This window comes from Flavobacterium sp. LC2016-01, assembly GCF_009711135.1.
Classification (GTDB): domain Bacteria; phylum Bacteroidota; class Bacteroidia; order Flavobacteriales; family Flavobacteriaceae; genus Flavobacterium.
The window spans coordinates 44,505-69,718 of record NZ_WMIC01000002.1 but is presented as its reverse complement, the minus strand read 5'-3'; the positions used below and the strand labels follow the sequence as shown (position 1 = coordinate 69,718).

Here is a 25,214-nt window from a genome sequence, read left to right as displayed (position 1 = left end):
CCTGAGCGAGTAATGTTGCTAAGGGAAAAAACGACACTATCGAGCGTGCACACTTTATTTTGTCGTGAAACAATTTATTAATTTAACAAAAGAATAATTCCCCCTTTTATTCGTAATTTTTTACGAATGAAAACTATTTTTAAAGGTACTAAGGTACTAAGTTACAAAGGTTCTAAGTTGAACCGAACATCTATTTTCTTTACTCTATTTTCTTTATTCTATTCTCTATTCTCTTTTTCTCAAGAGCAGGATTCTACCAAAGTAAATCAGCTTGATGATGTATTGGTATCAGCGGTTCGTGTTACTGCAAAAACTCCGGTTACGTTTAGTAATATGGATAAAAAAGAAATTAAATTCAGAAATCTTGGTCAGGATATTCCAGTTTTGATGAATTATCTGCCATCTGTAGTAACAACATCTGATGCTGGAGGCGGAATAGGTTATACCGGAATCAGAGTCCGCGGAAGCGATGCTACAAGAGTAAATGTTACGATCAACGGAATTCCGTATAATGATGCTGAAAGCCAAGGAACTTTCTGGGTAAACATGCCCGATTTTGCTTCTTCTGTAGAAAGTCTTCAATTACAGCGCGGCGTTGGAACATCTACAAATGGTTCAGGAGCTTTTGGAGCAAGTTTAAACATGCTTACTGACAGTTATGCTTCTAAAGCAAATGGAGAAATCTCAAGTTCGTTTGGAAGTTTTAATTCGCAAAAAAACACAGTAAAATTCAGTACAGGTTTATTAAATGATCATTTTGAATTGGCTGGACGTTTGTCTAGAATCAAATCGGATGGTTATGTAGATAGAGCGAGTTCTGATTTGAAATCGTATTTCTTGCAGGGAACTTATGTTGGCAAAACAACTTTAATTAAAGCATTAGTTTTTGGTGGAACCGAAAAAACGTACCAATCTTGGAACGGAATTGATGAGGAAACTTTAAATACAAATCGAACTTTCAATTCGGCTGGAATGTACACCGATGAAGCTGGAAATGTTCGTTTTTATGATAATGAAACCGATAATTATCAGCAAGATCATTACCAATTGCATTGGAGCGAATCATTTTCAGATAAATGGAGTTCTAATTTAGCTTTCCATTACACAAAAGGGAAAGGATATTATGAGAATTACAAAGAAGATGCTGATATGGCTGATTATGGTTTAAATCCGGTTGGAGCAATTACAACAACCGATTTAGTGCGCCAAAAATGGTTAGATAATGATTTCTACGGAACCACTTTTTCTGTTAAATATAAAGATGAAAAACTGGATGTTATTTTTGGCGGAGGCTGGAATAAATATGAAGGAGATCATTACGGAAAAGTAATCTGGGCGAGATATGCTTCGCAGTCAGAATTGGGAGATCATTATTATGACGATTTTTCAACAAAAACAGATGGTAATATTTTCGCAAAAGCAAATTATCAGTTTACAGAAAAATTGAGTTTCTATGGTGATTTACAATACAGAAATGTAAAGTATAAAGCAAATTCTTATGAAACTGGAATCGTAGATGATAATTTCAATTTCTTCAATCCAAAAGCGGGTTTAAATTATCAAATCAACCAAAAAAATACTTTGTACTTTTCGTATGCACGCGCTAACCGTGAACCAAACAGAACAGACTATGAAGGCGGCAATGTGAAACCAGAAAAATTGAATGATTTTGAATTAGGCTGGAGATTTAATTCGGAGAAATTCCAGTTGAATTCTAACTTTTATTATATGGCATACAAAGATCAGTTAATCTTAACCGGAACATTAGACGATGTTGGTTCACCAATTCGTGCTAATACTGATAAAAGTTACCGTTTAGGTTTTGAATTGGATGCTACAATTAAACTTTCGGAACAATTTATCCTTCGACCAAACTTTACTTTAAGCAGTAATAAAAACGTTGATTTGGCTGTTGATGGACAAAATTACGGAACAACTAAAATTGCTTATTCTCCAGAAGTTATTGCAGGAAATATAATTGTTTACAGTCCAATTCAGAGTCTGCATATTTCATTATTGCAGAAATATGTTGGCGAGCAATACATGAATAATATTGAATTGCCATCAGCAAAACTGGCAGATTATTTTGTGAACGATTTGAATGTATCTTATGAAATAAAACCAAAATCGGTTTTCAAATCTATTATGATCACAGGTTTGGTAAATAATATTCTAGACAAAAAATATGTTTCAAACGGCTATATGTGGGATGTTTACCCATATTATTATCCGCAGGCTGGAATTAATTTCTTAGCTGGATTAACTTTGAAATTCTAAAAAATAAAAAAGCCTGAAAATTTAAACTTTCAGGCTTTTTTATTTTAATTATAAACGTGAATCACAGATCCTATAACTTCGACACGATATTGTTTCAAAGGATATTCTTTTCCGCCAAGACCAGTAAATAAGCTATATTGCGTTTTATCGCAAGAACAGACTGCGTTTATGCCATCAATTGTCATTGCAGTGCATGAAGTAAGTTCTTGATTAGGGCAGGCAGCATCAAAAGCATTATAACCGCTTCCGGCATTAAAAACAATAATTCCTTTTGCTCCAAAGTTTGGAACAATGACTCCATTACTTACAAATTTCAAATTCGAATAAGCTGGCAAATTCATATCTACAGATAAATTTACAGAGTAGTTTGGAATGTAAGGATTTTTATTGCTGCGTTCACTGTCGCTACAGGCAGAAAGTGCACAAACAAAGACGATTAAGAGCCAGATTTTTTTCATTATTTTAATACGAATTAGTGAAACAAAAATAAATTATTTAGTTTTGATTTTTATATGATTAACATATAATTATGTACTATTAAAAATAATAGTATATTTGTAATACAAAATCCCGTCCCGATGGGATTTTTTGTATTTATATAAACGATGAAGTTATGAGTAAAGTATCTTATTATACAGCAGAAGGATTAAAAAAGTTGAAAGATGAATTGGAGCATTTAAAAAGTGTAATGCGTCCTAAGGCATCTCAAGATATAGCAGAGGCGAGAGATAAAGGTGATTTATCTGAGAACGCAGAATATGATGCAGCAAAAGAAGCACAAGGGTTATTAGAAATGAGAATTGCTAAGCTGGAAGAAGTGTATTCTAATGCAAGATTAATTGACGAATCACAATTAGATGTTTCGAAAGCGTTGGTTTTATCTAATGTAAAAATTAAAAACCAAAGCAACGGAATGGAAATGAAATACACGCTTGTTGCAGAAAGTGAAGCCGATTTGAAAACTGGAAAAATCTCAGTAACTTCTCCTATTGGAAAAGGCTTATTAGGAAAATCAGTTGGAGAAGTAGCCGAAATTACGGTTCCGAATGGTGTTTTGAAATTTGAAATTCTTGAAATTTCAAGAGACTAAATATTTTAGTTTAATCGTTTAACTGTTTAATCGGTTAAACGAATAAACAGTTAAACGATTAACCAGAAAAAATGAGTTCTATATTCACAAAAATAGTAAACGGAGAAATTCCTGCATATAAAGTTGCTGAAGATGAAAACTTCTTGGCTTTTTTAGATGTTAACCCAAATGCAAAAGGACACACGCTTTGTATTCCAAAACAAGAAATCGACAAGATTTTTGATATGGATGACGAATTGTATTTAGGTTTAATGAAGTTTTCTAAAAAAGTAGCAATTGCTTTAGAAAAAACAGTTCCGTGCAAAAGAGTAGGCGTTGCCGTTGTTGGATTAGAAGTTCCTCACACGCATGTGCATTTGATTCCATTAAATCATATGGATGAAATGCGCTTTCAAAACAAAGTAAAACTTTCTAACGAAGAGTTTGAGGATTTAGCTAAAAGTATTCAGGCGAATTTGTAAAATAAATTTTCTGCTTTTCAACAGAGGATTATCAGACTGAGCGATCCCGAAGCTTCGGGAGAAGCCCCCACAAAGTTTGGCTTTACATAAAAATATAAAAAATGCAGTAAAATTAATTACTGCATTTTTTTATTCAACTGAATCTGAAAAGTAGTTCCTTTCCCCATTTCAGAATGTAAAACTTTGATTTTGCCACTATGGTATTCTTCAACAATTCTTTTGGTTAATGAAAGTCCTAATCCCCAGCCGCGTTTTTTGGTGGTAAAACCAGTTTCAAAAACGGTCTTGAATTGCTTTTTTGGAATTCCAGTTCCGGAGTCTTTTACATTAATTTTTACATGATGTAAATCTTGTTCAATTTGAAGTTCCAGAAATCCTTTTCCTTTCATGGCATCAATGGCATTTTTTACCAGATTTTCAATGGTCCAGCTATAAAGAATTGGATTTATCTGAACCATAATAGGATCTTCAGGAGTATGATAAGTAAAAGCAACCTGTTTTGAAAAACGGGATTGTAAATATTTAAAGGCATTTAAAGTTTCAGAAACAATATCGTGCGTTTCTAAAACAGGAACAGAGCCAATTTTAGAAAAACGATCTGTAATAGTCTGTAGACGCGTAATGTCTTTTTCAATTTCTGAAGTGATGGACGAATCAATATCTTCTGTTTTTAGAATCTCAATCCAGCCAATTAAAGATGACAAAGGTGTACCAATTTGATGCGCAGTTTCTTTTGCCATTCCGGCCCACAGCTTGTTTTGTGTGGCCATTTTGGTGCTTTTGTAAAAGTTATAAATCAAAGCAACAAACAGAAATACAATAAGCAATAAAGCAATTGGATAATATTTTAATTTGTTAAGCAATGCCGAATTACCATAATACAAATGTTGATATTTTCCCGGAGCATATTCAAAAGTTATAGGTTCATTTTCATTACTTAAATTCTTTAAAAAAGCTTTTAGTTTTTTCTTGTCATTCAGGATTTCATCAGGAACATTTTTTGAACTTACAACATTATCGTAAAGCATCAATACCACCGGAATAGAAGTGTTGTTGCTGAAAATTTGAAGAGGCAGTTCAACATCAGTATTTTCGTCTGCGTTTACAATTGTAATTTGCGCATCGGCAAAAAGCTTCATTTTCAGACGCTCTTCATTTTTGAAAATTTGGAAAAAAGTATAAGTGTTCCAAAGAATCAAGGTAATGATTAAAAAGGAAATAAGAATTATAACCCAACGAGTTGTATTTCTGCGTTCAGAAAAATGCATAAATTAATTTTTGAGGTATAAATATAACGAAATAAACGCATTTTATATTTTGCTTTTCTTTAAAGATTTTTGTTTTTATGTCTCAAAGAATTTCTTTGGATTAAACCATTTCTATACTTTTGCAGTTACCAAAATGAGGTTTGGTTAAAAAGAAAAAATTATGATTAGCATCGATCCAAAAGAGATACCAACGGCAAAACTACATGGTTATCTGCAAAGTTCAGTAGGACCGCGTCCCATTGCATTTGCAAGTACAATTAGTGCAAAAGGAATTCCTAATTTGTCGCCTTTCAGTTTCTTTAATGTGTTTAGTGCCAATCCGCCAATTTTGATCTTTTCGCCTGCCAGACGTGTTCGCGACAATACCGTAAAACACACTTTAATTAATGCCGAAGCAACGCGCGAAGTTGTAATTAATGTTGTGAATTATGATTTGGTGCAGCAGACCTCTTTAGCGAGTACCGAATATGCAGAAGGTGTAAACGAATTTATAAAGGCCGGTTTAACACAGATTCCGTCAGATTTGGTAAAACCATATCGTGTAAAAGAATCTCCGGTGCAGTTTGAATGCAAGATAACGCAGATTATTCCGTTAGGAACAGAAGGAGGAGCAGGAAATCTGATTTTATGTGAAGTGGTAAAAATGCATATTCATGAGTCAATTTTAGATGAAAATGGAGCAATCGACCAGCATAAAATTGATTTGGTTTCAAGGTTGGGAAAAGACTGGTATTCAAGATCTAATCAAGGACTTTTTGAAGTGCCAAAACCGTTGACAACTCTTGGTGTAGGTGTAGATGTAATTCCGAATTTCATCAAGGAAAGCCCCGTTTTTACTGGAAATGACCTCGGCAAACTAGGAAATATTGAGGCCTTGCCTACAATGGAAGAAGTTAGTATATTTGTGAAAGAAAATTTTTCTGTGAAAGGGGTTTTGAGCTCAGATGATCAGGAAAAAGTACATTTAGAAGCCAAAAAATATCTGAATAATGACGATATTGAATCGGCTTGGAAAGTGCTTTTAGCTAAGAAATAAGAAAAGAAACAATAATTAATTATAGACGAAGATGGAAGTTATAGGAAAAGTAAAAGTGGTTAATCCTGAGCAACAAGTTAGTGCTGCATTCAAAAAAAGAGAATTAGTAGTTACTACAGATGAACAGTATCCACAGCACATTTTAATCGAATTTACACAAGATAAATGCGATTTATTAAGCAGCTATAAGCAAGGTGAAGCAGTAAAAGTTTCTATCAATTTAAGAGGAAGAGAATGGGTTAACCCACAAGGTGAAACTAGATATTTTAACAGTATTCAAGGTTGGAGAATCGAAAGATTAGCTCCAGAAGGTCCAGCACAAGGAGCTCCAATGCCAGCAGCAGAAACATTTGCTCCAGCAGCTAGCATTAACGAAGACGAACCAGACGATTTACCTTTCTAAGAGATTAGAAATTTCAATATTTTAAATTCCAAATTCCAAATTCAGTTGAATGAATTGGAGTTTGGAATTTTGTTTTTTTGTTGAAAGATTGAAAATCGCTATTATGAGACCTTTGTCAAAGTTCAAAACTTTGACAAAGGTTTTCCTCCACGTTTGGAATTTGGAATTTAAAATTTGATTTTTTTAAAATATGCATTATCTATTCGAAGATTTATTTTTTCCTCCAGTAACCGAAGCCGATGAAGAAGGCGTTCTGGCAATTGGTGGCGATTTAAGTTCAGAACGTTTAAAACTTGCTTATAACAGCGGTATTTTTCCATGGTTTAATGAAGGAGAACCAATACTTTGGTGGGCGCCAGATCCTCGAATGGTATTGTTTCTGGATGAATTGGTAATATCCAAAAGCATGCGAAATATTCTGAATCGGAAAATGTTTAAAGTTACTTACAATAAAAATTTCAAAGAAGTTATTTCTAATTGCCAGCAGATAAAACGCGATGGGCAAAGCGGAACCTGGATTTCCAACGAAATGATCGATGCATATTGCAAACTAAATGAAGAAGGAATTGCAAAATCGGTTGAGGTTTGGCAGGACGAAAAGTTGGTTGGTGGTCTCTATGGAATTGATTTGGGGAAAGAAAATATTTTTTGTGGAGAAAGTATGTTTTCTAAAGTTTCAAATGCGTCGAAGGTCGCTTTTATTGCTTTAGCTTTATATTTGCAAAAAGAAAATTACAAATTGCTAGATTGTCAGGTTTATAATCCGCATTTAGAAAGTTTAGGCTGTCGCGAAATTGATCGTGACGAATTTATGTCTATTTTAAAAAGTAAGTAAAATGAGTGTAATTTACAGTGTAAAAGAAATCTATATTTATCCGATAAAAAGTTTGGCAGGAATAAGCTGTGAAGCTGCATTAGCTGAAGAAATGGGTTTTGAAAACGACCGAAGATGGATGTTGATTGATGCAGAGAATCAAATGATAACACAAAGAGAACATCGAATTATGAGTCAGTTTTATCCTCAGATTTCAGATGGGAAAATCAGTATTACTTTTGAAAATCAAAAGCATGAATTTTCTATTGATGAACATTTAGAAAATTCGTTAGCGGTTAATGTTTGGGATGATAAAAGTGAAGTTGTTGAGGTGAATCATGAAACATCAAAATGGTTCAGCCGGCACTTAGGTTTTGAATGTAAATTAGTCAAAATACTTAAAAATGGAGCTCGTAAACACGAAAGCTCTAGACTAAAAGAGACTTTTAATGTGAGTCTGGCAGACGGTTATCCTTATTTATTAATTGGGTCAAAAAGCCTTGATTTTTTGAATGATAAATTGGATGAGAAAATCACAATAAAAAGGTTTCGTCCAAACATTGTAGTAAGCACTGAAAATCCTCATGAAGAAGATGATTTTAATACTTTTACAATTGGAGAGGTTCAATTTAAAAACATAAAACCCTGCGGAAGATGTGTTATGGTTAATAATGATCCGGAAAATGGGCGTTTGAAAAAAGAACCGTTAAAAACGTTAAGCAAATACAGAAATGTAGACAATTCGGTTCTATTCGGAACCAATATTGTGAGTTTGAATGCTGGAAATATTAAGGTTGGAGACGTTCTTGTATTCTAGAAATTCAGTTTTGTAAAATTCCAATTCAGCGTATTAAAAATTATAAGTTCATTTTTTAAGGAAGGTAATTCCAAAATTACTTTAAGTGTTTCATGTGCCATCATATTACCAATAATTCCGGGAAGCGTTCCTAAAACGCCATTCAAATTACAATTCGGAACATCTTTTGGATCGGGCATTTCAGGAAATAAATCTCGAAGGTTTTTACTTCCATTATGATTAAAAACTGCAATCTGACCTTCAAATTTCAAAATACTTCCGTAAACCAAGGATTTGTTGAGTTGAACGCATGTATCATTGACCAAATAACGTGTTGTAAAATTATCTGAACCGTCCACAATGATGTCATATTGCGCAATAATTTGCGAAGCATTTTCTGAAGTTAATTTTTCAGTAATCGCAACTGCTTCAATAAGCGGGTTTAATTTTGAAACAACATCTTTTGCCACGATTGCTTTTTGCTGGCCAATTTCATTTTCGGTATATAATATTTGTCGGTGAAGATTATGAATTTCAACGCTGTCAAAATCCATAATTCCGATAAAACCAACGCCGGCAGTGGCAATATATTGTAAAATAGGACAGCCCAGACCACCGGCACCAATTACTAAAACTCGTGCTTTTTTTAGTTTTTCCTGACCTTCATCGCCAATTTCAGGAAGAATAGTTTGTCTGTTGTAACGAAGGAATTCCTTGATAATGCTCATTTTTTTTAGTCTTAAAGTTTGAAAGTCGAAAGTCGAAAGTGAAAAGTTATAAATGAAAGATTAAAGTCAAGTTTTGGACTTTATGACTTTCGATTTTACAACTTTTGACTATATGCTAGGTCCCAATCCTTCCAAACGGGTTCGTAACCTTTGCTTTTTATAATTTTTGAAATTTCTGCGGCAGAGCGTTCATCACTGATTTCAAATTGTTCCAAAGACTGTGGATCAACAACATAACCACCCGGATTTGTCTTTGATCCCGCACTCATACTTGTAACGCCAATTGGAATAATATTGTTTCTAAACTTTTCATTTTCTCTGGTCGAAATTGATATCTCCAAATCTTCATTCCACAAACGATACGCACAAATCAATTGTGTCAAATCTTTATCATCCATAATAAAATTGGGTTCGATAATGCCTTCAGCGGGACGGAGACGCGGAAACGAAACGGAATATTTCGTCTGCCAATATTTCTTTTGAAGATAATCCAAATGCAAAGCGTTAAAAAAACTGTCCGTTCGCCAATCTTCCAAACCTAATAAAACACCCAAACCAATTTTATGTATTCCGGCAGTTCCTATGCGGTCTGGAGTTTCCAGTCTATAATCAAAATTTGATTTCTTGCCTTTCGTGTGATATTTTTTGTAAACTTCCTGATGATACGTTTCCTGATAAACTAAAACGGAGTAAACTCCAGCATCATGCAGACGCTGATAATCTTCTGTAGAAAGTGGCTGTACTTCAACAGAAATAATCGAAAATTCTTCCCGGATTAAAGCAATGGCATTCAGAAAATAATTGATATTTACCGTATAATTTGCTTCGCCAGTCACCAATAAAACATGATCAAAACCTGTATTTTTTAAAGCTTCAACCTCGAGTTTTATTTCTGCATCGGTTAGTGTTTTTCGTTTGATTTTATTGTCTAAACTAAATCCGCAATAGGTACAAATGTTTTGACATTCGTTGCTTAAATATAATGGCGCATACATTTGGATTGTTTTTCCGAAACGTTTCTTGGTAATTTCATGGCATTTCTGCGCCATTTCTTCTAAATAGTTTTGAGCAACAGGAGAAATCAAAACTAAAAAATCGTCGAGATTGTATTTGGTTTTAGCCAAAGTCCGCTCAATATCTTTTGAAGTCGTTTCGTATATTTTGGTTTGAATGTTATCCCAATTATATTGCTCGAAAATAGATTTGAATGTGTTCATTTTTTTATTTTGTTTCCCGCAGATTTTGCAGATCATACAGATTAAATTTTATTAACTACGCGATGGATATTTTCAAGAATATTAGAGCAGTTGAAATTGACCAACAATCCAAGTCTTTTATTAGTTAATTTTAAATAAGTATTTAATTGTTTAAAGTGAATAGACTTTATCTCTTCTACTGATTTTAGTTCTATAATTACTTTGTTTTCCACTAAAATATCTAGTCTAAAAGTTATGTCTAAATAAATTTCATCATATTTAACTGGTAAATCAATTTGTTTAATTACTGTTAATCCATCTTTTTTTAATTGATAATAAAGGGCACTTTCATACACCGATTCTAATAACCCAGGACCTAGATTGTTATATACTTTAAAAATTGCTCCTCTGACTTTATATGAAATTTCATTTTCTGACATACTTTTGATTTGATTCTTTTGAATCAAATTTAACGAAATTTCTTACTTTTTAATAGAATGTTCTCTCACAGATTTGGCAGATTATTTTTCGTATTTTAAATCAAATAAATCTGTTCAATCTGCTAAATCTGCGAGAGATTAAAAATTAGTCATATAAAAATGAAGTCAAAGGACTTGAAGCAACAGCATAGTTGTGTTGATGAGCAACTTTGGCTTCGAATGCTTTTCTTCCTGCTATTACAGCTTCTTTAAAAGCTTCGGCCATTAATTTTGGATTTCCGGCTACAGCAATTGCAGTGTTTACCAAAACAGCATCGGCACCAATTTCCATTGCTTTTGCAGCGTCAGACGGAGCGCCAATTCCGGCGTCAATAATAACAGGAACATTGCTTTGCTCAATAATAATTTCTAAAAAATCAATAGTTTTCAAACCTTTATTGCTTCCAATTGGCGAACCCAAAGGCATAACGGCCGAAGTTCCTGCGCTTTCCAGATGTTTGCACAAAACAGGATCAGCATGAATGTAAGGAAGTACTATAAAACCAAGTTTCGCTAATTCTTCAGTCGCTTTTAAAGTTTCAATTGGATCCGGCATTAAGTATTTTGGATCAGGGTGAATTTCTAGTTTTACCCAATTTGTCTCTAATGCTTCTCGGGCCAATTGTGCTGCAAAAACAGCTTCTTTTGCATTTCTTGCGCCAGAAGTATTTGGCAGTAAATTAATATTCGGATGTTTTAAATGTGATAAAATAGCATCAGTATCGGTTTCCAAATCGATGCGTTTTAGGGCAACGGTTACCAATTCACTTTCTGACGCTAAAATGGCGGTTTCCATTTCTTTGTTCGAACCAAATTTCCCAGTTCCTAAAAACAAACGAGATTTGAAGCTTTTATCTCCAATATTAAACAATGACGTTTGCATATAATTTTTCGTTTAATTGTTGAATTAATAATTTCTTTTCTGGACTTTCTGTGATGATCCCGGAAACGGCAATTCCATGAATTCCTGTTTCCATTAGCGGACTGACATCTTTTAAAGTAATTCCACCAATAGCATAAACCGGAATTTCAATTTTGTTTTTTTTCATTTTTTGAAGAATCTCAAAATAACCGGATAAACCTAAAATCGGACTTAATTTTTCTTTTGTAGTTGTAAACCTAAAAGGCCCCAGACCAATATAATTGCATCCATTTTTTACATGGTTTTCAATATCTTCAAAAGTATTGGCTGTTCCGCCGATGATTTTTGTATTGCCCAAAATAGCTCTTGCTTCGTCAATTTTCATGTCCGAAAGGCCAAGATGAACTCCATCTGCATCAATTTTCTGCGCAAGATGTAAATCGTCGTTTACAATAAATTTCGCCTGGTATTCGTTGCATAAAAGTTTTACGGCTTCCGCCAAAGTAAAAATATCTTTAGCAGTTTGGTTTTTAAACCGCAGTTGTATCCAGTCACAGCCAGCATCAAGCGCCTGATGAATATTATATAATTGTTCTTCTATTGTTTTTCCCTGTGAAATGTATTGCAGTTTTTTATACATAATGATATCCTATTAAAGTTGATGATGAACTTAGGTATTTTTCGATGTAGATTTTAGCATTTTGACAAGCTGCTTCAATAGTTTGATTTAGGGCTAAATTGGAAGCGATTGCCGAAGAAAGTACACAGCCTGAGCCATGTTTTTCAGAACAGTTTTTATTAGTTGGAAGTAAATCGATGATTTTGTTTTTCAAAAACAATTGATCCTTTCCAACTTCATTTAAATTATGGCCGCCTTTTAAAAGAATTGCACTAGAAGTTTCATTATCAATCCAAAGATGATCTTTTATGAAACCAGGAAGTAATTTTTCAATTTCTATATAATTTGGCGTAATCAAATCAATTTTTGAAAGGATTTTGTTTAAATCTAAGCGATCTTCAATATTTAAAAACTCGAATTTTGTAGTCGATTTTAAAACAGGATCCCAAACAATTTTGGTCGTTGGTGACAATAGTTTTATGGTCGAAAGAATTCGGTTTAAATAATGTAAAGAAGGAACGATACCAATTTTGACCACATTGATTTTATAGGTTAGAAAAAAGGTCTCAATAGATCGAATAACAAAGCTTAAATTGACCCACTGGATTTCATAAAATTTATTTTCGGTCTGAATAGTATTAGCAGTCGCAATGGCAAAACCAGTAACTTTATGCTGTTCAAATGTTTTGATGTCAGCTAAAATACCGGCACCTCCAGAAGGATCTAAACCTGCGATTGTAAGTACGAAAGGACGATTTGCTGACATAATTTAAATTGTTTTAATGGATTTTTGGCATTCCAAATTGTTCCTAAAAGTGCAACATCATCAAAACCATTTTTGAGCGTTTCTTGAATGTTTTCAGGAGTAATTCCACCTAAAGCGATCACTTTTGTTTTATAATTTGTTCTTGATTTTAAGGCTTCGAATAAATCAGTTTTGGGCAGATAATTTTTTTTGGAAATACTTTTAAAAACAGGGCTTAGAAAAGCATAATCAAAACCATTTTCCAAAGAATTAAAATCTTCAATTGAATGTGTTGATGTTGAATTATACCTACAAGGTTTTGGAAACCTTGCAGGATAGTCATCAATATGTTTTCTTTCTTTTTCAGAAAAATGAATTCGATTGATACCAAAGTCTTTAGCCAAATCATGATGACTGTGCAAAACCAATTTTGATCTAAATTCCATTTTTATCGGATGAACAAACTGCACCATTTCCAACTCAGAAAAATCAGGTTTCCGAATATGGAGCAAAGACAGACCTTCTTCAAATAAAGAATGAAGAATGTCTATTTCATTTTCAATTGCAGAAGGATTTGTAATGACAATCATATCTTTCCTCTTTCTTCTAGATTCTTAATTTTTCTATATTCTTTATTCTTTGCTCTATTTTCTTTTAAATATAAATCTCTTTCCCCTGTTCAATAAACTCCTCTGATTTCTCCTGCATTCCTTTTTCTGCGGCAGCGACATCTCTAATTTCCTGAGATATTTTCATAGAACAGAATTTCGGTCCGCACATCGAACAAAAGTGAGCTACTTTTGCACCATCGGCAGGAAGCGTTTCATCGTGGAATTCTCTTGCAGTATCTGGATCTAGAGCCAAATTAAACTGATCTTCCCAACGGAATTCAAAACGGGCTTTGCTCAGTGCATTATCTCTATATTGTGCTCCTGGATGACCTTTGGCCAAATCGGCAGCGTGAGCAGAAATTTTATAAGTAATCACACCATCTTTCACATCTTTTTTATTTGGTAAACCAAGATGCTCTTTTGGCGTTACATAACACAACATCGCACAGCCGTACCACCCAATCATTGCAGCACCAATTGCAGAGGTAATATGATCGTAACCCGGCGCAATATCTGTTGTTAAAGGCCCTAAAGTATAAAATGGCGCTTCATGGCAATGTTCTAATTGTTTGTCCATGTTTTCTTTGATCATGTGCATTGGTACGTGTCCAGGACCTTCAATAAAAACCTGAACATCGTGTTTCCAGGCAATTTTGGTTAATTCACCTAAGGTTTCTAATTCGGCAAACTGAGCTGCGTCATTCGCATCGGCAATGGAACCCGGACGCAAACCATCTCCTAAAGAAAAAGCGACATCATATTGTTTCATGATTTCGCAGATTTCTTCGAAATGTGTATACAGGAAGTTTTCTTTATGATGAAACAAACACCATTTTGCCATGATGGAACCGCCTCGAGAAACGATTCCGGTAACGCGATTTGCTGTTAGATGAATGTAGCGAAGTAAAACTCCGGCATGAATCGTAAAATAAGAAACGCCTTGTTCTGCTTGTTCAATTAAAGTATCGCGGAAAATTTCCCAAGTTAAATCTTCGGCAATTCCTTTTACTTTTTCCAATGCCTGATAAATAGGAACGGTGCCAATTGGAACAGGTGAATTACGAATAATCCATTCTCTGGTTTCGTGAATGTTTTTCCCTGTAGATAAATCCATAATGGTGTCAGCGCCCCATCGGCAGGCCCAAACAGCTTTTTCAACCTCTTCTTCAATGCTTGAAGTTACTGCACTGTTTCCAATATTGGCATTGATTTTTACAAGAAAATTACGTCCGACAATCATCGGTTCGCTTTCGGGATGGTTAATGTTGTTTGGAATGATAGCTCTTCCGCAAGCCACTTCAGAACGTACAAATTCAGGAGTGATTTTGCTTTTTGGAGTGTTGGCTCCAAAACTGTGACCGCCGTGTTGGCATTGCATGGCTTTGGTCTGTTCGTTTAAAAGTTCGATTCTTTGGTTTTCACGAATCGCAATATATTCCATTTCAGGCGTAATAATTCCTTGTTTGGCATAATACAATTGCGTTACGTTGGCGCCTTTTTTTGCTCTTTTTGGCTGATGTAAATATTCAAAACGAAGATGATGCAGCGTTTCATCTTTTAATCGGCTTTGACCGTAATCTGAAGTTATTTCGCTTAAAATTTCAACATCATTTCGGTTTAGGATCCAGCTTTCGCGTAAGCGTGGCAAACCTTTTCTAATGTCAATTTCAACATTTGGATCAGTGTAAGGACCAGAAGTATCGTAAACGGTTACGGGTGGATTTTTTTCAATTCCGCCATTTGAAAGTTTGGTGTCGCTAAGATGAATCTCGCGCATCGCCACTTTTATAGGGTGAATTTCACCATCTATATATACTTTTTTAGAATTAGGAAATGGTGTTCTGGATATTTGTTCTTCTGTAGTCATAGGGAAAGAAGTTATGAGTTATGAGTTATGAGTTATGAGTTATGAGTTATGAGTTATGAGTTATGAGTTACTGTAGAGGCGCACTGCAGTGCGTCTGCGTCCTAAATGGAATTGGAATTTGGATTTTTTTTATTGGAATTTATTTCTAACCTCCCTGCGTAGCAGAAATAATTAAAATTTCGTCAGTTTCTTGTACGAAGAATTCGTTCCATTTGGTTTTTGGAACAACGGTGTTGTTAATAGCAACGGCGATTCCGTTTTGTTTGTGCGGAATTTCGAGATCGAGCAATGATTGAACGCTTAGCGATTCAGCATTGAAATGTTTAGTTTGTTGGTTGATTTTTAGTTCCATTCCTTCTAAGTTTAGTATATAGTTATACTTTAGGAATGGCTACAATTACGCATAAAAATGCGCGCATAAGTCATCTTACTTTTCCCTACGCTAGTATGAACTAGATCAGGTTCAGAGGGTAAAATCTCAGCCTACAAGTTGTAGACACCCCTAAAGTGTGAAGCAAATATATGTAATTTTTTTTAGTTTTCAGTCGCGGTCTCAGTTTACAGTCTCTAATTTGTAATTTCAAGTTTTAAAAAACTGAGACTGCCACTGAAAACTGAAAACTATTTCGTCCTCGTCCAGCAATCTTCGGCGTGATCATTGACCATTCCGGTGGCTTGCATGTGCGCGTAAATAACGGTTGAACCAACAAATTTAAATCCTCTTTTCTTTAAATCTTTGCTGATTTCATCAGAAAGGGGAGTGGTTGCAGGAACTTCTTTTGAAGTTTTTGGGCTGTTTAGAATAGGTTTTCCGTCAGTATATTTCCAGATATAATCAGAGAAACTTCCAAATTCTTCCTGAACTTTCATAAAAGCCTGAGCATTTGAAACAGCGGCCTTAATTTTTAATTTGTTCCGAATAATGCCGGTATTCTGCATTAGTTCTTCAATTTTTTCTTCAGAATAATTAGCCACTTTTTTATAATCAAAATAATCAAAAGCGGCTCTGAAGTTTTCTCTTTTATTTAAAATCGTAATCCAGCTTAATCCTGCCTGAAAAGTTTCCAGAATTAAAAATTCGAATAGAGTAGGATCGTCATAAACAGGAACTCCCCACTCTTCATCGTGATATTTTTTGTATAAATCGCTGGAAGTACACCAGCCACATCGAATTAAATCTTCTTTTTCCATTATCTTCCTATTTGCCAGCTGTATCCTTTAACACTTGGAATATACGCCGAACGGCCAATTATTATTAAGTCGTTATAGATTTTTCTATTGTATTTTATGCCGATAGCATTACCGGACATATACATTTTATTTGCTTTGAATTTTACTATCATTTTACCGTCTTCAAGTTCGGCATCTGACACTTTTTCGACAAGCCAGGTTGACTTCCATTTTACGGATAGCTCATTTTCAGCAGTTTTAGTAACGCTTTTAACTAGTTTAACTGCTTCTTCAGGAATTTCAAAGTTTTGTGTCAGCTCTTTTTGAGATAAAGTCTGACCGATTTTGCAGTTATTGAGTATTTTTCTAACATTTACAAAATTCAGTAATTTATCATTGACTTCTTTTTTAATGTTAGGTTTCGAATTTTCTGTTTTGCTTGTTGGACTTGGAAGTGGCGTTATGCTGATAGTACTTTTTACTGCAAAAGTTTTTTGATTTACAGGAGGTTTTTTTGTTCCAATTTCTTTTGGAGCCTTAATATTTTTGGACGCGATTTTTACGCTAGTTTTTACGGGAGCCGGTGTCAGCATATTTACAGGCATGAGTGTTTTTTTAGGAGGCTTTTTTTCGTCACGGCCACAGCTAAAAGAGAGACATATTAATGCGAATAAAATAAGTAAGCTGACATTTTTCATAATCCAGATGTTTTTATTCTTTGTGAGGAGGATCTTCTTCTAAATATTTTTTAATCAAATGATGTCCGGCGTATATTAAAGGAGTTAAAAGTATTGCAATTGACAATTTAAACGTATATCCAATTAAAGCTGAAGAAATGAATGTATCAAAATTAATTTTTCCAGGCAGCCAAAACGCAATTCCGAGCACAATAAACGAATCAAATAATTGCGAAATTACAGTTGATCCAGTTGTTCTGAGCCATATTTTTCTTTCACCAGTACGTCTTTTGAAAAACCAAAAAATCCAGACATCGATTAATTGCGATGCCATGAAAGCAATCAAACTGCCGACAATAATCCACATACTCTGGCCGAAAACAGCTTGAAATTGATCGTCGTTTACGGGACTTATTCCTTTGGCAGCAGGAATTACAATAGCCATAAATAAAATCAAAAAAGCATAAGCAATTAAACAGGCTGTTATAAAAGAGAGTTTTTTTACTCCTTTTTCGCCAAAATATTCATTTATTAAATCGGTTGTCAAAAAAACTACAGGCCAAGGCAAAATCCCGATACTCATTACAAATGGGCCAATTTGAATCAGTTTTCCTCCAATTAATTCAGCTACAACTGCATTAGTTATAAATATTCCAGCCAAAATAACAAAGACAATTTCTTTTTTGGTTTTAAACATATACGCTTATAATAAAATCTGTTTTATTCAAAGTTAATTATTTTAAGCTGAAAATAAATTAAATATTCTTTTGCAAGTAGGATTTCATTTTCAGTTTTTTCTTTTTTGATGCTATCTAAGTAAATGAGTTATAAGCAGAAAGCTAATAATTGTAATTTGTTTTGGTTAGTGTATTGTGTTTTATTTCAATGATTTATGGGTTTTTCGTTGTGTTTTATGTTCGAAAACTTTTTAAAAAAAATCAGATTGTTTTATTTGTATCATTTTTTTAACATATTGTGATATGCTGCTGGTACATAAATTTTAGGTATTTTTGGAAGAAGAACAAGTTTCTATTATTTATAATCAAATTAATGAGAATGAAAAAATTAATGTCAATTTTTATCATGAGTACAACTTTCCTTGCGGCTTCCGCACAAAGCAATTCTGATAATCCGTTGCTAAAACCTTGGGCTGGGCCTTATGGAGGAGTTCCTGCCTTTAATGAGTATAAAGTTTCAGACTTTAAACCGGCAATTCAGTTTGCAATTCAGGAAAAATTAAATGAAGTAGATGTTATTGCAAACAATCCAAAACCTGCTACTTTCGAAAATACGATAGTTGCTATGGAGCGTTCAGGGCAAACCATCGAAAGAATTTTGACTGTTTATGGAATTTACAGATCAAACTTAAGCAGTCCTGAATTTAGTGCAATTGACAGAGAATTGTCGCCTAAATTTTCTGAGTTTTCAGATAAAATCAATCAGAATAAAAAATTATTTACCAGAATTGAAACGGTTTATAATTCAAAAGAAAAAAGCAAACTTACAGGAGAACAGCAGCGTTTAATTTGGTTGTATTACACCAATTTTGTTCGTCAAGGAGCTCAGCTGAATGAAGCAGATAAAGCAAAAGTTGCAGGAATAAACAAAGAATTGGCTACACTTTTTACACGTTTCAGTCAAAATTTATTGGCAGAAGAACATAATCAATATGTAGCTTTAAAAACAGAAAGCGATTTTGACGGTTTGCCAGCAGAAGTTAAAAATGCAGCTATAGCTGAAGCAAAAGAAAGAAAGTTAGATGCTTTAGGCTGTATTGCCAATACGCGTTCTTCAATTGAACCATTTTTGACATTTTCAACTCGAAGAGATTTAAGAGAAAAAGCGTTTGATATTTTTGTTAAACGTGGAGACAACGGAAACGAAAATGACAACAATGCAACACTTGTTTCAATTTTGCAATTGCGTACTCAAAAAGCAAAATTATTGGGTTATCCAACTTTTGCCGACTGGAGTTTGTCTAACAAAATGGCAAAAGATCCAAAAAAGACTTTGGCTTTAATGGAGTCAGTTTGGGAGCCAGCTGTTGAGCAAGTTCATAAAGACGTTGCCGAAATGCAAAAAATTGTTGATGCTGAAGGTGGAAACTTTAAAATTCAGCCTTGGGATTATCGTTTTTATGCTGAGAAAGTTAGAAAAGCAAAATATGATTTAGATCAAAACGAAGTTAAGCCTTATCTTCAATTAGAAAACTTACGTGAAGGTATGTTTTGGGTTGCTGGTGAATTGTTTAATTTAAGTTTCAAACAAGTTACAAATGTTCCGGTTTACCATCCAGATGTTCGTGTTTGGGAAGTAAGTAATAAAGTAACAGGCAAAGTAGTTGGTTTGTGGTATTTTGATCCTTATGCCCGCGCAGGAAAGCGTTCTGGAGCTTGGATGAATGCATACCGCGATCAGCAAAAACTTGATGGAAATGTACTTACAATCGTTTCTAACAACTGTAATTTTGTTAAAGGAGCGCCAAATGAGCCAATTTTAATTTCTTGGGAAGATGCAAGTACATTATTCCACGAATTTGGGCATGCACTTCACGGATTATGTTCAAATGTAACATACCCAAGTTTAGCAGGAACAGCTGTTGCGAGAGATTATGTTGAATTCCCTTCACAGTTATTAGAGCACTGGCTGGCAACTCCAGAAGTGTTGAATAAATTTGCTTTACATTATAAAACAAATCAGCCACTGCCTCAGGCTTTAGTGGACAGAATTGAAAAAGCATCTAATTTTGGTGAAGGTTTTTCTACTGTAGAGACGATTTCAAGTTCTTTAGTTGATATGAAGCTTCACTTAGCTACAGAACCTATTGATCCTCATAAATTTGAAAAAGAAACTTTAGATGCGCTTCATATGCCTTCAGAAATTGTAATGCGTCACCGTATTCCGCAATTTGGACATATTTTTTCAAGTGATGGATATGCTGCAGGTTACTACAGTTATTTATGGGCAGATGTTATCAATGCAGATGCATGGGAAGCTTTTACAGAAGGAAAAGGTCCTTATGATAAAGCAGTAGCAAAACGTCTTTATGATACTGTTTTTAGCGTTGGAAATACTATCGATCAGGAGAAAGCTTATGAAAATTTCAGAGGAAGAGCTCCAAAATCAGATGCTTTGATGCGTGCAAGAAATTTTCCAATTAAGGATAAAAAATAATAAGATGAGAATCTGATAAAAGTCCTCGAATAATTAGTTATTCGGGGATTTTTTATTGAATTGTATTGGAATTAAAAGCTCTTCAGTAGTTCCGGAAAGAACGAATTATATTGTAGAGATGGACTTCAGTCCAGTTTATGTCGAATAAAAAAAAGCCCTGAATCGTAAGATTCAGGGCTTTTTATATTGAAATAATAATATATTAACCTAAAGTAACTCTTTTGAAACCTGAGATTTCAACGTTGAATCCTTTAACGTAATCACCAACTTTTTTACTGTCATCTTTGATGAAGTTTTGATCTAGTAATGCTTTTTCTTGATCTAAAGTAGTGTTGTCAGAAATGAAACGTTGTACTTTTCCTGGGATAATTTTGTCCCAAATTTGTTCTGGTTTACCTTCAGCTTTTAATTCAGCTTTAGCATCTTCTTCAGCTTGTTTTAAAACTTCTGGAGTTAATTGAGAGAAAGAAATGTATTTAGGAACATTTTTCAAAGTTTTTCCTAAACGTTTTGCTTCTTCATTATCTTTTTCGATTACAGCAATACGAGCAGCAAGTTCAGATTCAACGAAAGCAGGATCAAAATCTTTGTAAGATAATGTATCAGCTCCCATAGAAGCAACTTGCATAGAAACATCTTTAGTTAAAACGTCAGCGTTAGGAATTGCAGCAGAAATTGCAGTTAAAGCAGCAATTTTGTTAACGTGAACATAAGATCCAACAAAAGCACCTTCTAAGATTTCAAAACCACCGATTTCGATTTTTTCACCGATAACACCAGTTTGCTCGATTAATTTTTCAGCAACAGTAATTCCGTTGAAATCTGAAGCTAAGAATTCTTCTTTTGAAGAAAAGTTGATAGCTTTTTCAACTAAACTTTTAGCTAAAGTTACGAAAGCTTCATTTTTACCTACGAAATCTGTTTCGCAGTTTAAAGTGATGATAGCTCCTTTAGTGTTGTCAGCATTAATGAAAGAAACAGCAGCTCCTTCAGAAGACTCACGGTCAGAACGGTTAGCAGCAACTTTTTGTCCTTTTTCTCTAAGGACTTGTATAGCTTTATCGAAATCTCCATCAGCTTCAACTAAAGCTTTTTTACAGTCCATCATTCCGGCACCTGTAGATTGTCTTAATTTATTTACGTCTGCAGCAGTAATTGTTGCCATAATATTTTGAATTTTAATGTTAAAAGTAAAAATTCCATCTTCTAAATCCCAAACTCCAATTTTATTAAATTATCAACATAACGTTTTTAATTTTGTATTTGGAATTTGGAATTTAAAATTTGGAATTTAAATTTGATTTATTCTTCAGTTGCAGGAGCAGCTTCAGCAGCTGGCGCAGCTTCAACAGCAGCAGCAACTTCTTCAGTAGCTTCAGTTTCTTTTTCAGAACCTCTGTCAGAAAGACCTTCGATTACAGCAGCAGTTACTAAAGATAAAATTTTGTCAATTGATTTAGAAGCATCATCATTTGCTGGAATAACGTAATCAACCTCTCTTGGGTCAGAATTCGTATCAACCATTGCGAAAACTGGAATGTTTAATTTTTGTGCTTCTTTTATTGCGATGTGTTCAGCTTTGATATCTACTACGAACAATGCAGCTGGTAGTCTAGACATGTCAGCGATTGAACCTAAGTTTTTCTCTAATTTAGCACGTAGACGATCAACTTGCAAACGCTCTTTTTTAGATAACGTCATGAAAGTACCATCTTTCTTCATTTTATCAATAGAAGACATTTTTTTAACTGCCTTTCTGATAGTTACGAAGTTCGTTAGCATTCCACCAGGCCATCTTTCAGTGATGTAAGGCATGTTTGCAGCTTTTGCTTTATCAGCAACGATGTCTTTTGCTTGTTTTTTGGTAGCTACGAATAAGATTTTTCTACCTGATGCAGCGATTTTTTTCAAAGCTTCATTAGCTTCTTCAATTTTAGCTGCAGTTTTATATAGATTGATAATGTGAATACCATTACGCTCCATATAAATGTAAGGGGCCATATTTGGATCCCATTTTCTAGTCATGTGTCCAAAGTGAACACCTGCTTCTAGTAAGTCTTTTACTTCTATTTTGTTTGCCATTTTTGTACTAGTTTACGTTCTGTTGATTAGCAATGTATAAATGGCGGTTTCCCAGGCTTTATACATTTAGATGCTAAACTATTTCCTACCTCGATAGGAGAGCAACAACAACTGTGTTTTTTAATTTCAATAAATAATTGATAGTCTTGTACCAATGTACAAGACAGGTAATATTAACGTTTAGAGAATTGGAATCTCTTACGAGCTTTCTTCTGACCGAATTTCTTACGTTCAACCATTCTTGGGTCTCTTGTTAATAAACCTTCTGGTTTAAGGATAGCTCTGTTTTCGATGTTCACTTCACACATTACACGTGCTAATGCCATTCTTACAGCTTCTGCCTGACCAGTTGAACCACCTCCGTAAACGTTTACTTTTACATCAAAGTTACCAGCATTTTCTGTCATAGATAATGGTTGTAAAACTTTGTATTGTAAAGTTGCAGTTGGAAAGTAAGTTGCGAATTCTTTTTTGTTTACAGTGATTTTTCCTGTTCCTTCAGAAACATATACACGTGCAACAGCGGTTTTTCTTCTACCGATTTTGTGAATAACTCCCATTACTTAAGATCGTTTAGGTTAACAGTTCTAGGTTTTTGAGCTCCATGTTTGTGCTCAGCTCCTACAACAACATTTAGATTTCTAAAAAGTTCAGCTCCTAATTTGTTTTTAGGTAACATACCTTTTACAGCTTTTTCTACTAGTAATGCAGGGTTTTTAGATTGCAATACTTTAGCAGTTAAAGTTCTTTGTCCTCCTGGGTAACCTGTATGACGCATGTAAATTTTGTCATTCAATTTTGTACCTGTAAGGTTAATTTTTTCTGAGTTGATAACAATTACGTTATCTCCACAGTCAACGTGCGGTGTGTAACTTGGCTTGTACTTACCTCTTAAGATCATTGCAACCTTTGAAGCAAGACGTCCTAAGTTATGACCTTCAGCGTCAACAACAATCCACTCTTTAGTTACAGTGGCTTTGCTAGCTGAAACTGTTTTGTAGCTTAATGCGTCCATAATATTATTTTAATTAAACATTCCATCCCCAATAAAGGGGATGCAAAAGTACAATTAATTATTTTAAAACCAAATACCTGAAAAGAATATTTTATATCCTGAAAATCAGGCCATCAGTTTTATATTTAAATCATTAAAAAAAAAACCACCTTCACGATAACGCGAAGGTGGTTCAATATTTTGATTTTTTTGTGTTAAACTATGAATAAATTTGCAATGTCAACAACTTGCTGTGTGTTCAGCGGTTCGTCATAAGCTTCTGATCCTGCGGCTGCTCCAAACAAACTGGCCGTATTATAGCCTGCCTGCATGGTAACACCTTCGCCATCATAAACGGCTTGTGTTGCTGGTGGCATACCGGCGCCTCTTTCTGCATTTGAAATCCATCCCTTTAATCCGCGCAAGCGTCGCACTTCAGATGCATGTCGTGCTTCAACTGAATGTATCTGCAATGCGGCAGTCAATAAATCGGGTGTTGAAATTAGATTGGCAGCCTGACCTTTATAAGCTCTTACGCCTGTATCTTCGAAGGCTTGTGCCAATGCCAAAAAGGTTTGGTAGTTGTGAAAAGGATCAAATGCTCCTCCTACAGTAAAGTCAAAAGTTGGTTTTGCAACAAAATTAGGACTCATTGTGCCGCCTAATCCAGCTATTAAAAATTTAACATGATTTGATTCATGTGCTGCTATTTGCTGAAAAACTTTTAAATCACGTCCGCCATTTTCAGAAGCTGGAATTACTCCGGAATCTAAGGCCATAGCATAAAATTCGTTTTCAAGATATTCTAAAGTCAGTGCAAACTGTAAAGCTCCAATTGGAGTTGCTGGTGTTGGTGTTATATCTTTTGCAAGCGCTTTATTGGCCATAGCAGATAATCCAAAAGGGATTGAGGCCAGCGCGAGATTTCTTCCAATATTTCCAAACTGATTAAAACTGTCTCTTCGTGAACCAGTGCTTCTCATTAAACTGTCATCAGTAAAGGTTTCTATAAATTTTAAAATATTCATAATTTCTAAGTTTTAGCTAGTTAATATTAAGGTAAGTATTTGGCAGTAAATTTTGTAGTAATAAATCCTCCGGCAATAGGTAATATCTTAGAAGGATCTTTCGCTACGTCTAAACCAGTTGATGTGCTTATAATATCGTCACCAGCAAAATCTTTAGAATTTGGGTTTATTAAGCTTCTTATGGCGGAGGCGTGTCTTGCTTCAACAGAAACAATTTTTCCGGCCAATAATAAATAGTCAGCGCTTTTAATTAGTTTTCCAGCACCGTTATATGCCGCAACTCCGGTGTCTTCCAGTGCTTTTGCAGTAGCAAGAACTTCGTTGCGGCTGTTAAAATTCATAGAGCCATAGTTAAAAGCTAAGGAGGGAAGCAATTGTGTGCTAGGATCAGGAAGAGCTCCAGTCAAAGCAGCTTTAAAAAAATCTCTATGAACTACTTCGTGATGATATAAATCGGTCAGAACTTGACGTTCAATATCATTAAAGGTAGAATTGAAACCGGAGGCATTTACAACTTTCGTGTAAAAATCGGCTTCTAACTGTTCTAGAGCATACGCGTACGTTAATACGCCAAAATCTCCTGAACCCAGATCAAACACTCCGTTCTTTATGCCTGGCAGGGTATTATCCTGCATATCGTTATCATCATCATTGTTGCTGCAACCAGCTAAAACCAAACCTGCGGTAACTAATGTTAGTCCACTGAGCTTAAGAAAGCTCCTTCTGCTATCCAGTGAAGGGTCAACTTCATGAATTTTAACTTCGTTTTTCATAATAAAGGTTTTTATTAAGGTTAATAACATGTATTAGGTTATTAACGAGATTTAGCGGCATGCG

28 protein-coding genes and 1 riboswitch are annotated in these 25,214 nt (G+C 34.5%); of the genes, 8 read left to right on the top strand and 20 right to left on the bottom strand.

The genetic code is table 11. The features are described from left to right. The first annotated feature begins 126 nt into the window (after positions 1 to 126). Positions 127 to 2,277 (top strand): TonB-dependent receptor, encoded by a 2,151-nt coding sequence (locus GKZ88_RS04745; RefSeq protein ID WP_155101261.1) that lies wholly within the window; start codon positions 127 to 129, stop codon positions 2,275 to 2,277. Between the two features lie 44 nt (positions 2,278 to 2,321). On the opposite strand, the gene GKZ88_RS04740 is transcribed toward GKZ88_RS04745, so the two are convergent. Further along, the gene (locus GKZ88_RS04740; RefSeq protein WP_155101260.1) at positions 2,322 to 2,735 is read right to left on the bottom strand and encodes a hypothetical protein; all 414 of its coding nucleotides are present in this window, start codon (positions 2,733 to 2,735) and stop codon (positions 2,322 to 2,324) included. A gap of 155 nt (positions 2,736 to 2,890) precedes the next feature. Here GKZ88_RS04740 and greA point away from each other — a divergent pair, with 155 nt between their 5' ends. Together greA and GKZ88_RS04730 are read left to right on the top strand one after the other, a co-directional pair. Further along, positions 2,891 to 3,367 carry a transcription elongation factor GreA gene (gene greA, locus GKZ88_RS04735; RefSeq protein ID WP_029271926.1) on the top strand — a complete coding sequence of 159 codons (477 nt, stop codon included), beginning with the start codon at positions 2,891 to 2,893 and terminating at the stop codon, positions 3,365 to 3,367. Between the two features lie 71 nt (positions 3,368 to 3,438). Further along, positions 3,439 to 3,828 (top strand): HIT family protein, encoded by a 390-nt coding sequence (locus GKZ88_RS04730; protein ID WP_155101258.1) that lies wholly within the window; start codon positions 3,439 to 3,441, stop codon positions 3,826 to 3,828. A 116-nt stretch (positions 3,829 to 3,944) separates the two neighbouring features. Here GKZ88_RS04730 and GKZ88_RS04725 read toward each other — a convergent pair whose 3' ends face one another. Continuing rightward, entirely contained in the window at positions 3,945 to 5,096 is a 1,152-nt protein-coding gene (locus GKZ88_RS04725; RefSeq protein WP_155101256.1) for a HAMP domain-containing sensor histidine kinase, read from the bottom strand. Positions 5,097 to 5,256: 160 nt separating this feature from the next. Here GKZ88_RS04725 and GKZ88_RS04720 point away from each other — a divergent pair, with 160 nt between their 5' ends. The 4 genes from GKZ88_RS04720 (at position 5,257) to GKZ88_RS04705 (ending at position 8,166) form a co-directional block, all read left to right on the top strand. After that, a complete protein-coding gene (locus GKZ88_RS04720; RefSeq protein WP_155101254.1) occupies positions 5,257 to 6,132 on the top strand; it encodes a flavin reductase family protein in 876 nt (291 codons plus the stop codon). Between the two features lie 31 nt (positions 6,133 to 6,163). Further along, on the top strand, positions 6,164 to 6,535 hold the full coding sequence (locus tag GKZ88_RS04715; RefSeq protein ID WP_133523206.1) for a DUF3127 domain-containing protein: 372 nt from the start codon (positions 6,164 to 6,166) through the stop codon (positions 6,533 to 6,535). A 190-nt stretch (positions 6,536 to 6,725) separates the two neighbouring features. Then, positions 6,726 to 7,370: a leucyl/phenylalanyl-tRNA--protein transferase gene (gene aat / locus GKZ88_RS04710; protein WP_155101253.1), complete on the top strand. Its 645-nt coding sequence runs from the start codon at positions 6,726 to 6,728 to the stop codon at positions 7,368 to 7,370. A gap of 1 nt (position 7,371) precedes the next feature. Further along, on the top strand, positions 7,372 to 8,166 hold the full coding sequence (locus GKZ88_RS04705) for an MOSC N-terminal beta barrel domain-containing protein (RefSeq protein WP_155101251.1): 795 nt from the start codon (positions 7,372 to 7,374) through the stop codon (positions 8,164 to 8,166). Here GKZ88_RS04705 and GKZ88_RS04700 read toward each other — a convergent pair. The 12 genes from GKZ88_RS04700 to GKZ88_RS04645 all read right to left on the bottom strand — a co-directional run bounded on the left by GKZ88_RS04700 (position 8,163) and on the right by GKZ88_RS04645 (position 17,796). Then, the gene (locus GKZ88_RS04700) at positions 8,163 to 8,873 is read right to left on the bottom strand and encodes a HesA/MoeB/ThiF family protein (RefSeq protein WP_155101249.1); all 711 of its coding nucleotides are present in this window, start codon (positions 8,871 to 8,873) and stop codon (positions 8,163 to 8,165) included. The two genes, GKZ88_RS04705 and GKZ88_RS04700, sit on opposite strands and share 4 nt — an antisense overlap. A gap of 95 nt (positions 8,874 to 8,968) precedes the next feature. Continuing rightward, positions 8,969 to 10,090, bottom strand: coding sequence for a 2-iminoacetate synthase ThiH (gene thiH, locus GKZ88_RS04695; RefSeq protein ID WP_155101247.1), 1,122 nt, complete (start codon positions 10,088 to 10,090; stop codon positions 8,969 to 8,971). 41 nt (positions 10,091 to 10,131) lie between these two features. Further along, positions 10,132 to 10,509 carry a GxxExxY protein gene (locus tag GKZ88_RS04690; RefSeq protein ID WP_155101246.1) on the bottom strand — a complete coding sequence of 126 codons (378 nt, stop codon included), beginning with the start codon at positions 10,507 to 10,509 and terminating at the stop codon, positions 10,132 to 10,134. Positions 10,510 to 10,654: 145 nt separating this feature from the next. Then, positions 10,655 to 11,431, bottom strand: a complete 777-nt coding sequence (locus GKZ88_RS04685) for a thiazole synthase (RefSeq protein WP_155101244.1) — start codon at positions 11,429 to 11,431, stop codon at positions 10,655 to 10,657. Beyond that, positions 11,412 to 12,050, bottom strand: a complete 639-nt coding sequence (locus GKZ88_RS04680; RefSeq protein WP_155101242.1) for a thiamine phosphate synthase — start codon at positions 12,048 to 12,050, stop codon at positions 11,412 to 11,414. The genes GKZ88_RS04685 and GKZ88_RS04680 overlap by 20 nt, the downstream gene beginning before the upstream one ends. Continuing rightward, positions 12,043 to 12,795, bottom strand: coding sequence for a hydroxymethylpyrimidine/phosphomethylpyrimidine kinase (locus GKZ88_RS04675; RefSeq protein ID WP_155101241.1), 753 nt, complete (start codon positions 12,793 to 12,795; stop codon positions 12,043 to 12,045). The genes GKZ88_RS04680 and GKZ88_RS04675 overlap by 8 nt, the downstream gene beginning before the upstream one ends. Beyond that, positions 12,753 to 13,364 carry a thiamine phosphate synthase gene (locus GKZ88_RS04670; RefSeq protein WP_155101240.1) on the bottom strand — a complete coding sequence of 204 codons (612 nt, stop codon included), beginning with the start codon at positions 13,362 to 13,364 and terminating at the stop codon, positions 12,753 to 12,755. The genes GKZ88_RS04675 and GKZ88_RS04670 overlap by 43 nt, the downstream gene beginning before the upstream one ends. A gap of 64 nt (positions 13,365 to 13,428) precedes the next feature. Continuing rightward, positions 13,429 to 15,252 (bottom strand): phosphomethylpyrimidine synthase ThiC, encoded by a 1,824-nt coding sequence (thiC, locus tag GKZ88_RS04665; RefSeq protein WP_155101239.1) that lies wholly within the window; start codon positions 15,250 to 15,252, stop codon positions 13,429 to 13,431. 145 nt (positions 15,253 to 15,397) lie between these two features. Continuing rightward, complete coding sequence (gene thiS / locus GKZ88_RS04660; RefSeq protein WP_035645352.1) at positions 15,398 to 15,604, bottom strand: sulfur carrier protein ThiS; 207 nt, start codon at positions 15,602 to 15,604, stop codon at positions 15,398 to 15,400. Between the two features lie 65 nt (positions 15,605 to 15,669). Then, positions 15,670 to 15,766, bottom strand: a riboswitch (TPP riboswitch). A gap of 107 nt (positions 15,767 to 15,873) precedes the next feature. Then, positions 15,874 to 16,443 (bottom strand): DNA-3-methyladenine glycosylase I, encoded by a 570-nt coding sequence (locus tag GKZ88_RS04655; protein WP_155101238.1) that lies wholly within the window; start codon positions 16,441 to 16,443, stop codon positions 15,874 to 15,876. Beyond that, on the bottom strand, positions 16,443 to 17,120 hold the full coding sequence (locus GKZ88_RS04650; RefSeq protein ID WP_155101237.1) for a hypothetical protein: 678 nt from the start codon (positions 17,118 to 17,120) through the stop codon (positions 16,443 to 16,445). The genes GKZ88_RS04655 and GKZ88_RS04650 overlap by 1 nt, the downstream gene beginning before the upstream one ends. Before the next feature lie 13 nt (positions 17,121 to 17,133). Next, positions 17,134 to 17,796, bottom strand: coding sequence for a queuosine precursor transporter (locus tag GKZ88_RS04645; protein ID WP_155101236.1), 663 nt, complete (start codon positions 17,794 to 17,796; stop codon positions 17,134 to 17,136). A 359-nt stretch (positions 17,797 to 18,155) separates the two neighbouring features. Here GKZ88_RS04645 and GKZ88_RS04640 point away from each other — a divergent pair, with 359 nt between their 5' ends. Continuing rightward, positions 18,156 to 20,273: a M3 family metallopeptidase gene (locus GKZ88_RS04640; RefSeq protein ID WP_155101235.1), complete on the top strand. Its 2,118-nt coding sequence runs from the start codon at positions 18,156 to 18,158 to the stop codon at positions 20,271 to 20,273. Between the two features lie 202 nt (positions 20,274 to 20,475). Here GKZ88_RS04640 and tsf read toward each other — a convergent pair whose 3' ends face one another. From tsf to GKZ88_RS04610, 6 genes are all read right to left on the bottom strand, one after another. After that, positions 20,476 to 21,438: a translation elongation factor Ts gene (tsf, locus tag GKZ88_RS04635; RefSeq protein WP_155101234.1), complete on the bottom strand. Its 963-nt coding sequence runs from the start codon at positions 21,436 to 21,438 to the stop codon at positions 20,476 to 20,478. A gap of 137 nt (positions 21,439 to 21,575) precedes the next feature. After that, complete coding sequence (gene rpsB, locus GKZ88_RS04630; protein WP_155101233.1) at positions 21,576 to 22,355, bottom strand: 30S ribosomal protein S2; 780 nt, start codon at positions 22,353 to 22,355, stop codon at positions 21,576 to 21,578. Between the two features lie 173 nt (positions 22,356 to 22,528). After that, positions 22,529 to 22,915 carry a 30S ribosomal protein S9 gene (rpsI, locus tag GKZ88_RS04625; protein WP_116752865.1) on the bottom strand — a complete coding sequence of 129 codons (387 nt, stop codon included), beginning with the start codon at positions 22,913 to 22,915 and terminating at the stop codon, positions 22,529 to 22,531. Further along, the gene (rplM, locus tag GKZ88_RS04620; RefSeq protein ID WP_133526449.1) at positions 22,915 to 23,370 is read right to left on the bottom strand and encodes a 50S ribosomal protein L13; all 456 of its coding nucleotides are present in this window, start codon (positions 23,368 to 23,370) and stop codon (positions 22,915 to 22,917) included. Before rplM ends, rpsI begins: the two co-directional genes overlap by 1 nt. A gap of 194 nt (positions 23,371 to 23,564) precedes the next feature. Beyond that, positions 23,565 to 24,377: a ferritin-like domain-containing protein gene (locus tag GKZ88_RS04615; RefSeq protein WP_155101232.1), complete on the bottom strand. Its 813-nt coding sequence runs from the start codon at positions 24,375 to 24,377 to the stop codon at positions 23,565 to 23,567. Positions 24,378 to 24,403: 26 nt separating this feature from the next. Further along, a complete protein-coding gene (locus GKZ88_RS04610; RefSeq protein WP_155101231.1) occupies positions 24,404 to 25,150 on the bottom strand; it encodes a ferritin-like domain-containing protein in 747 nt (248 codons plus the stop codon). Positions 25,151 to 25,214 lie beyond the last annotated feature (64 nt).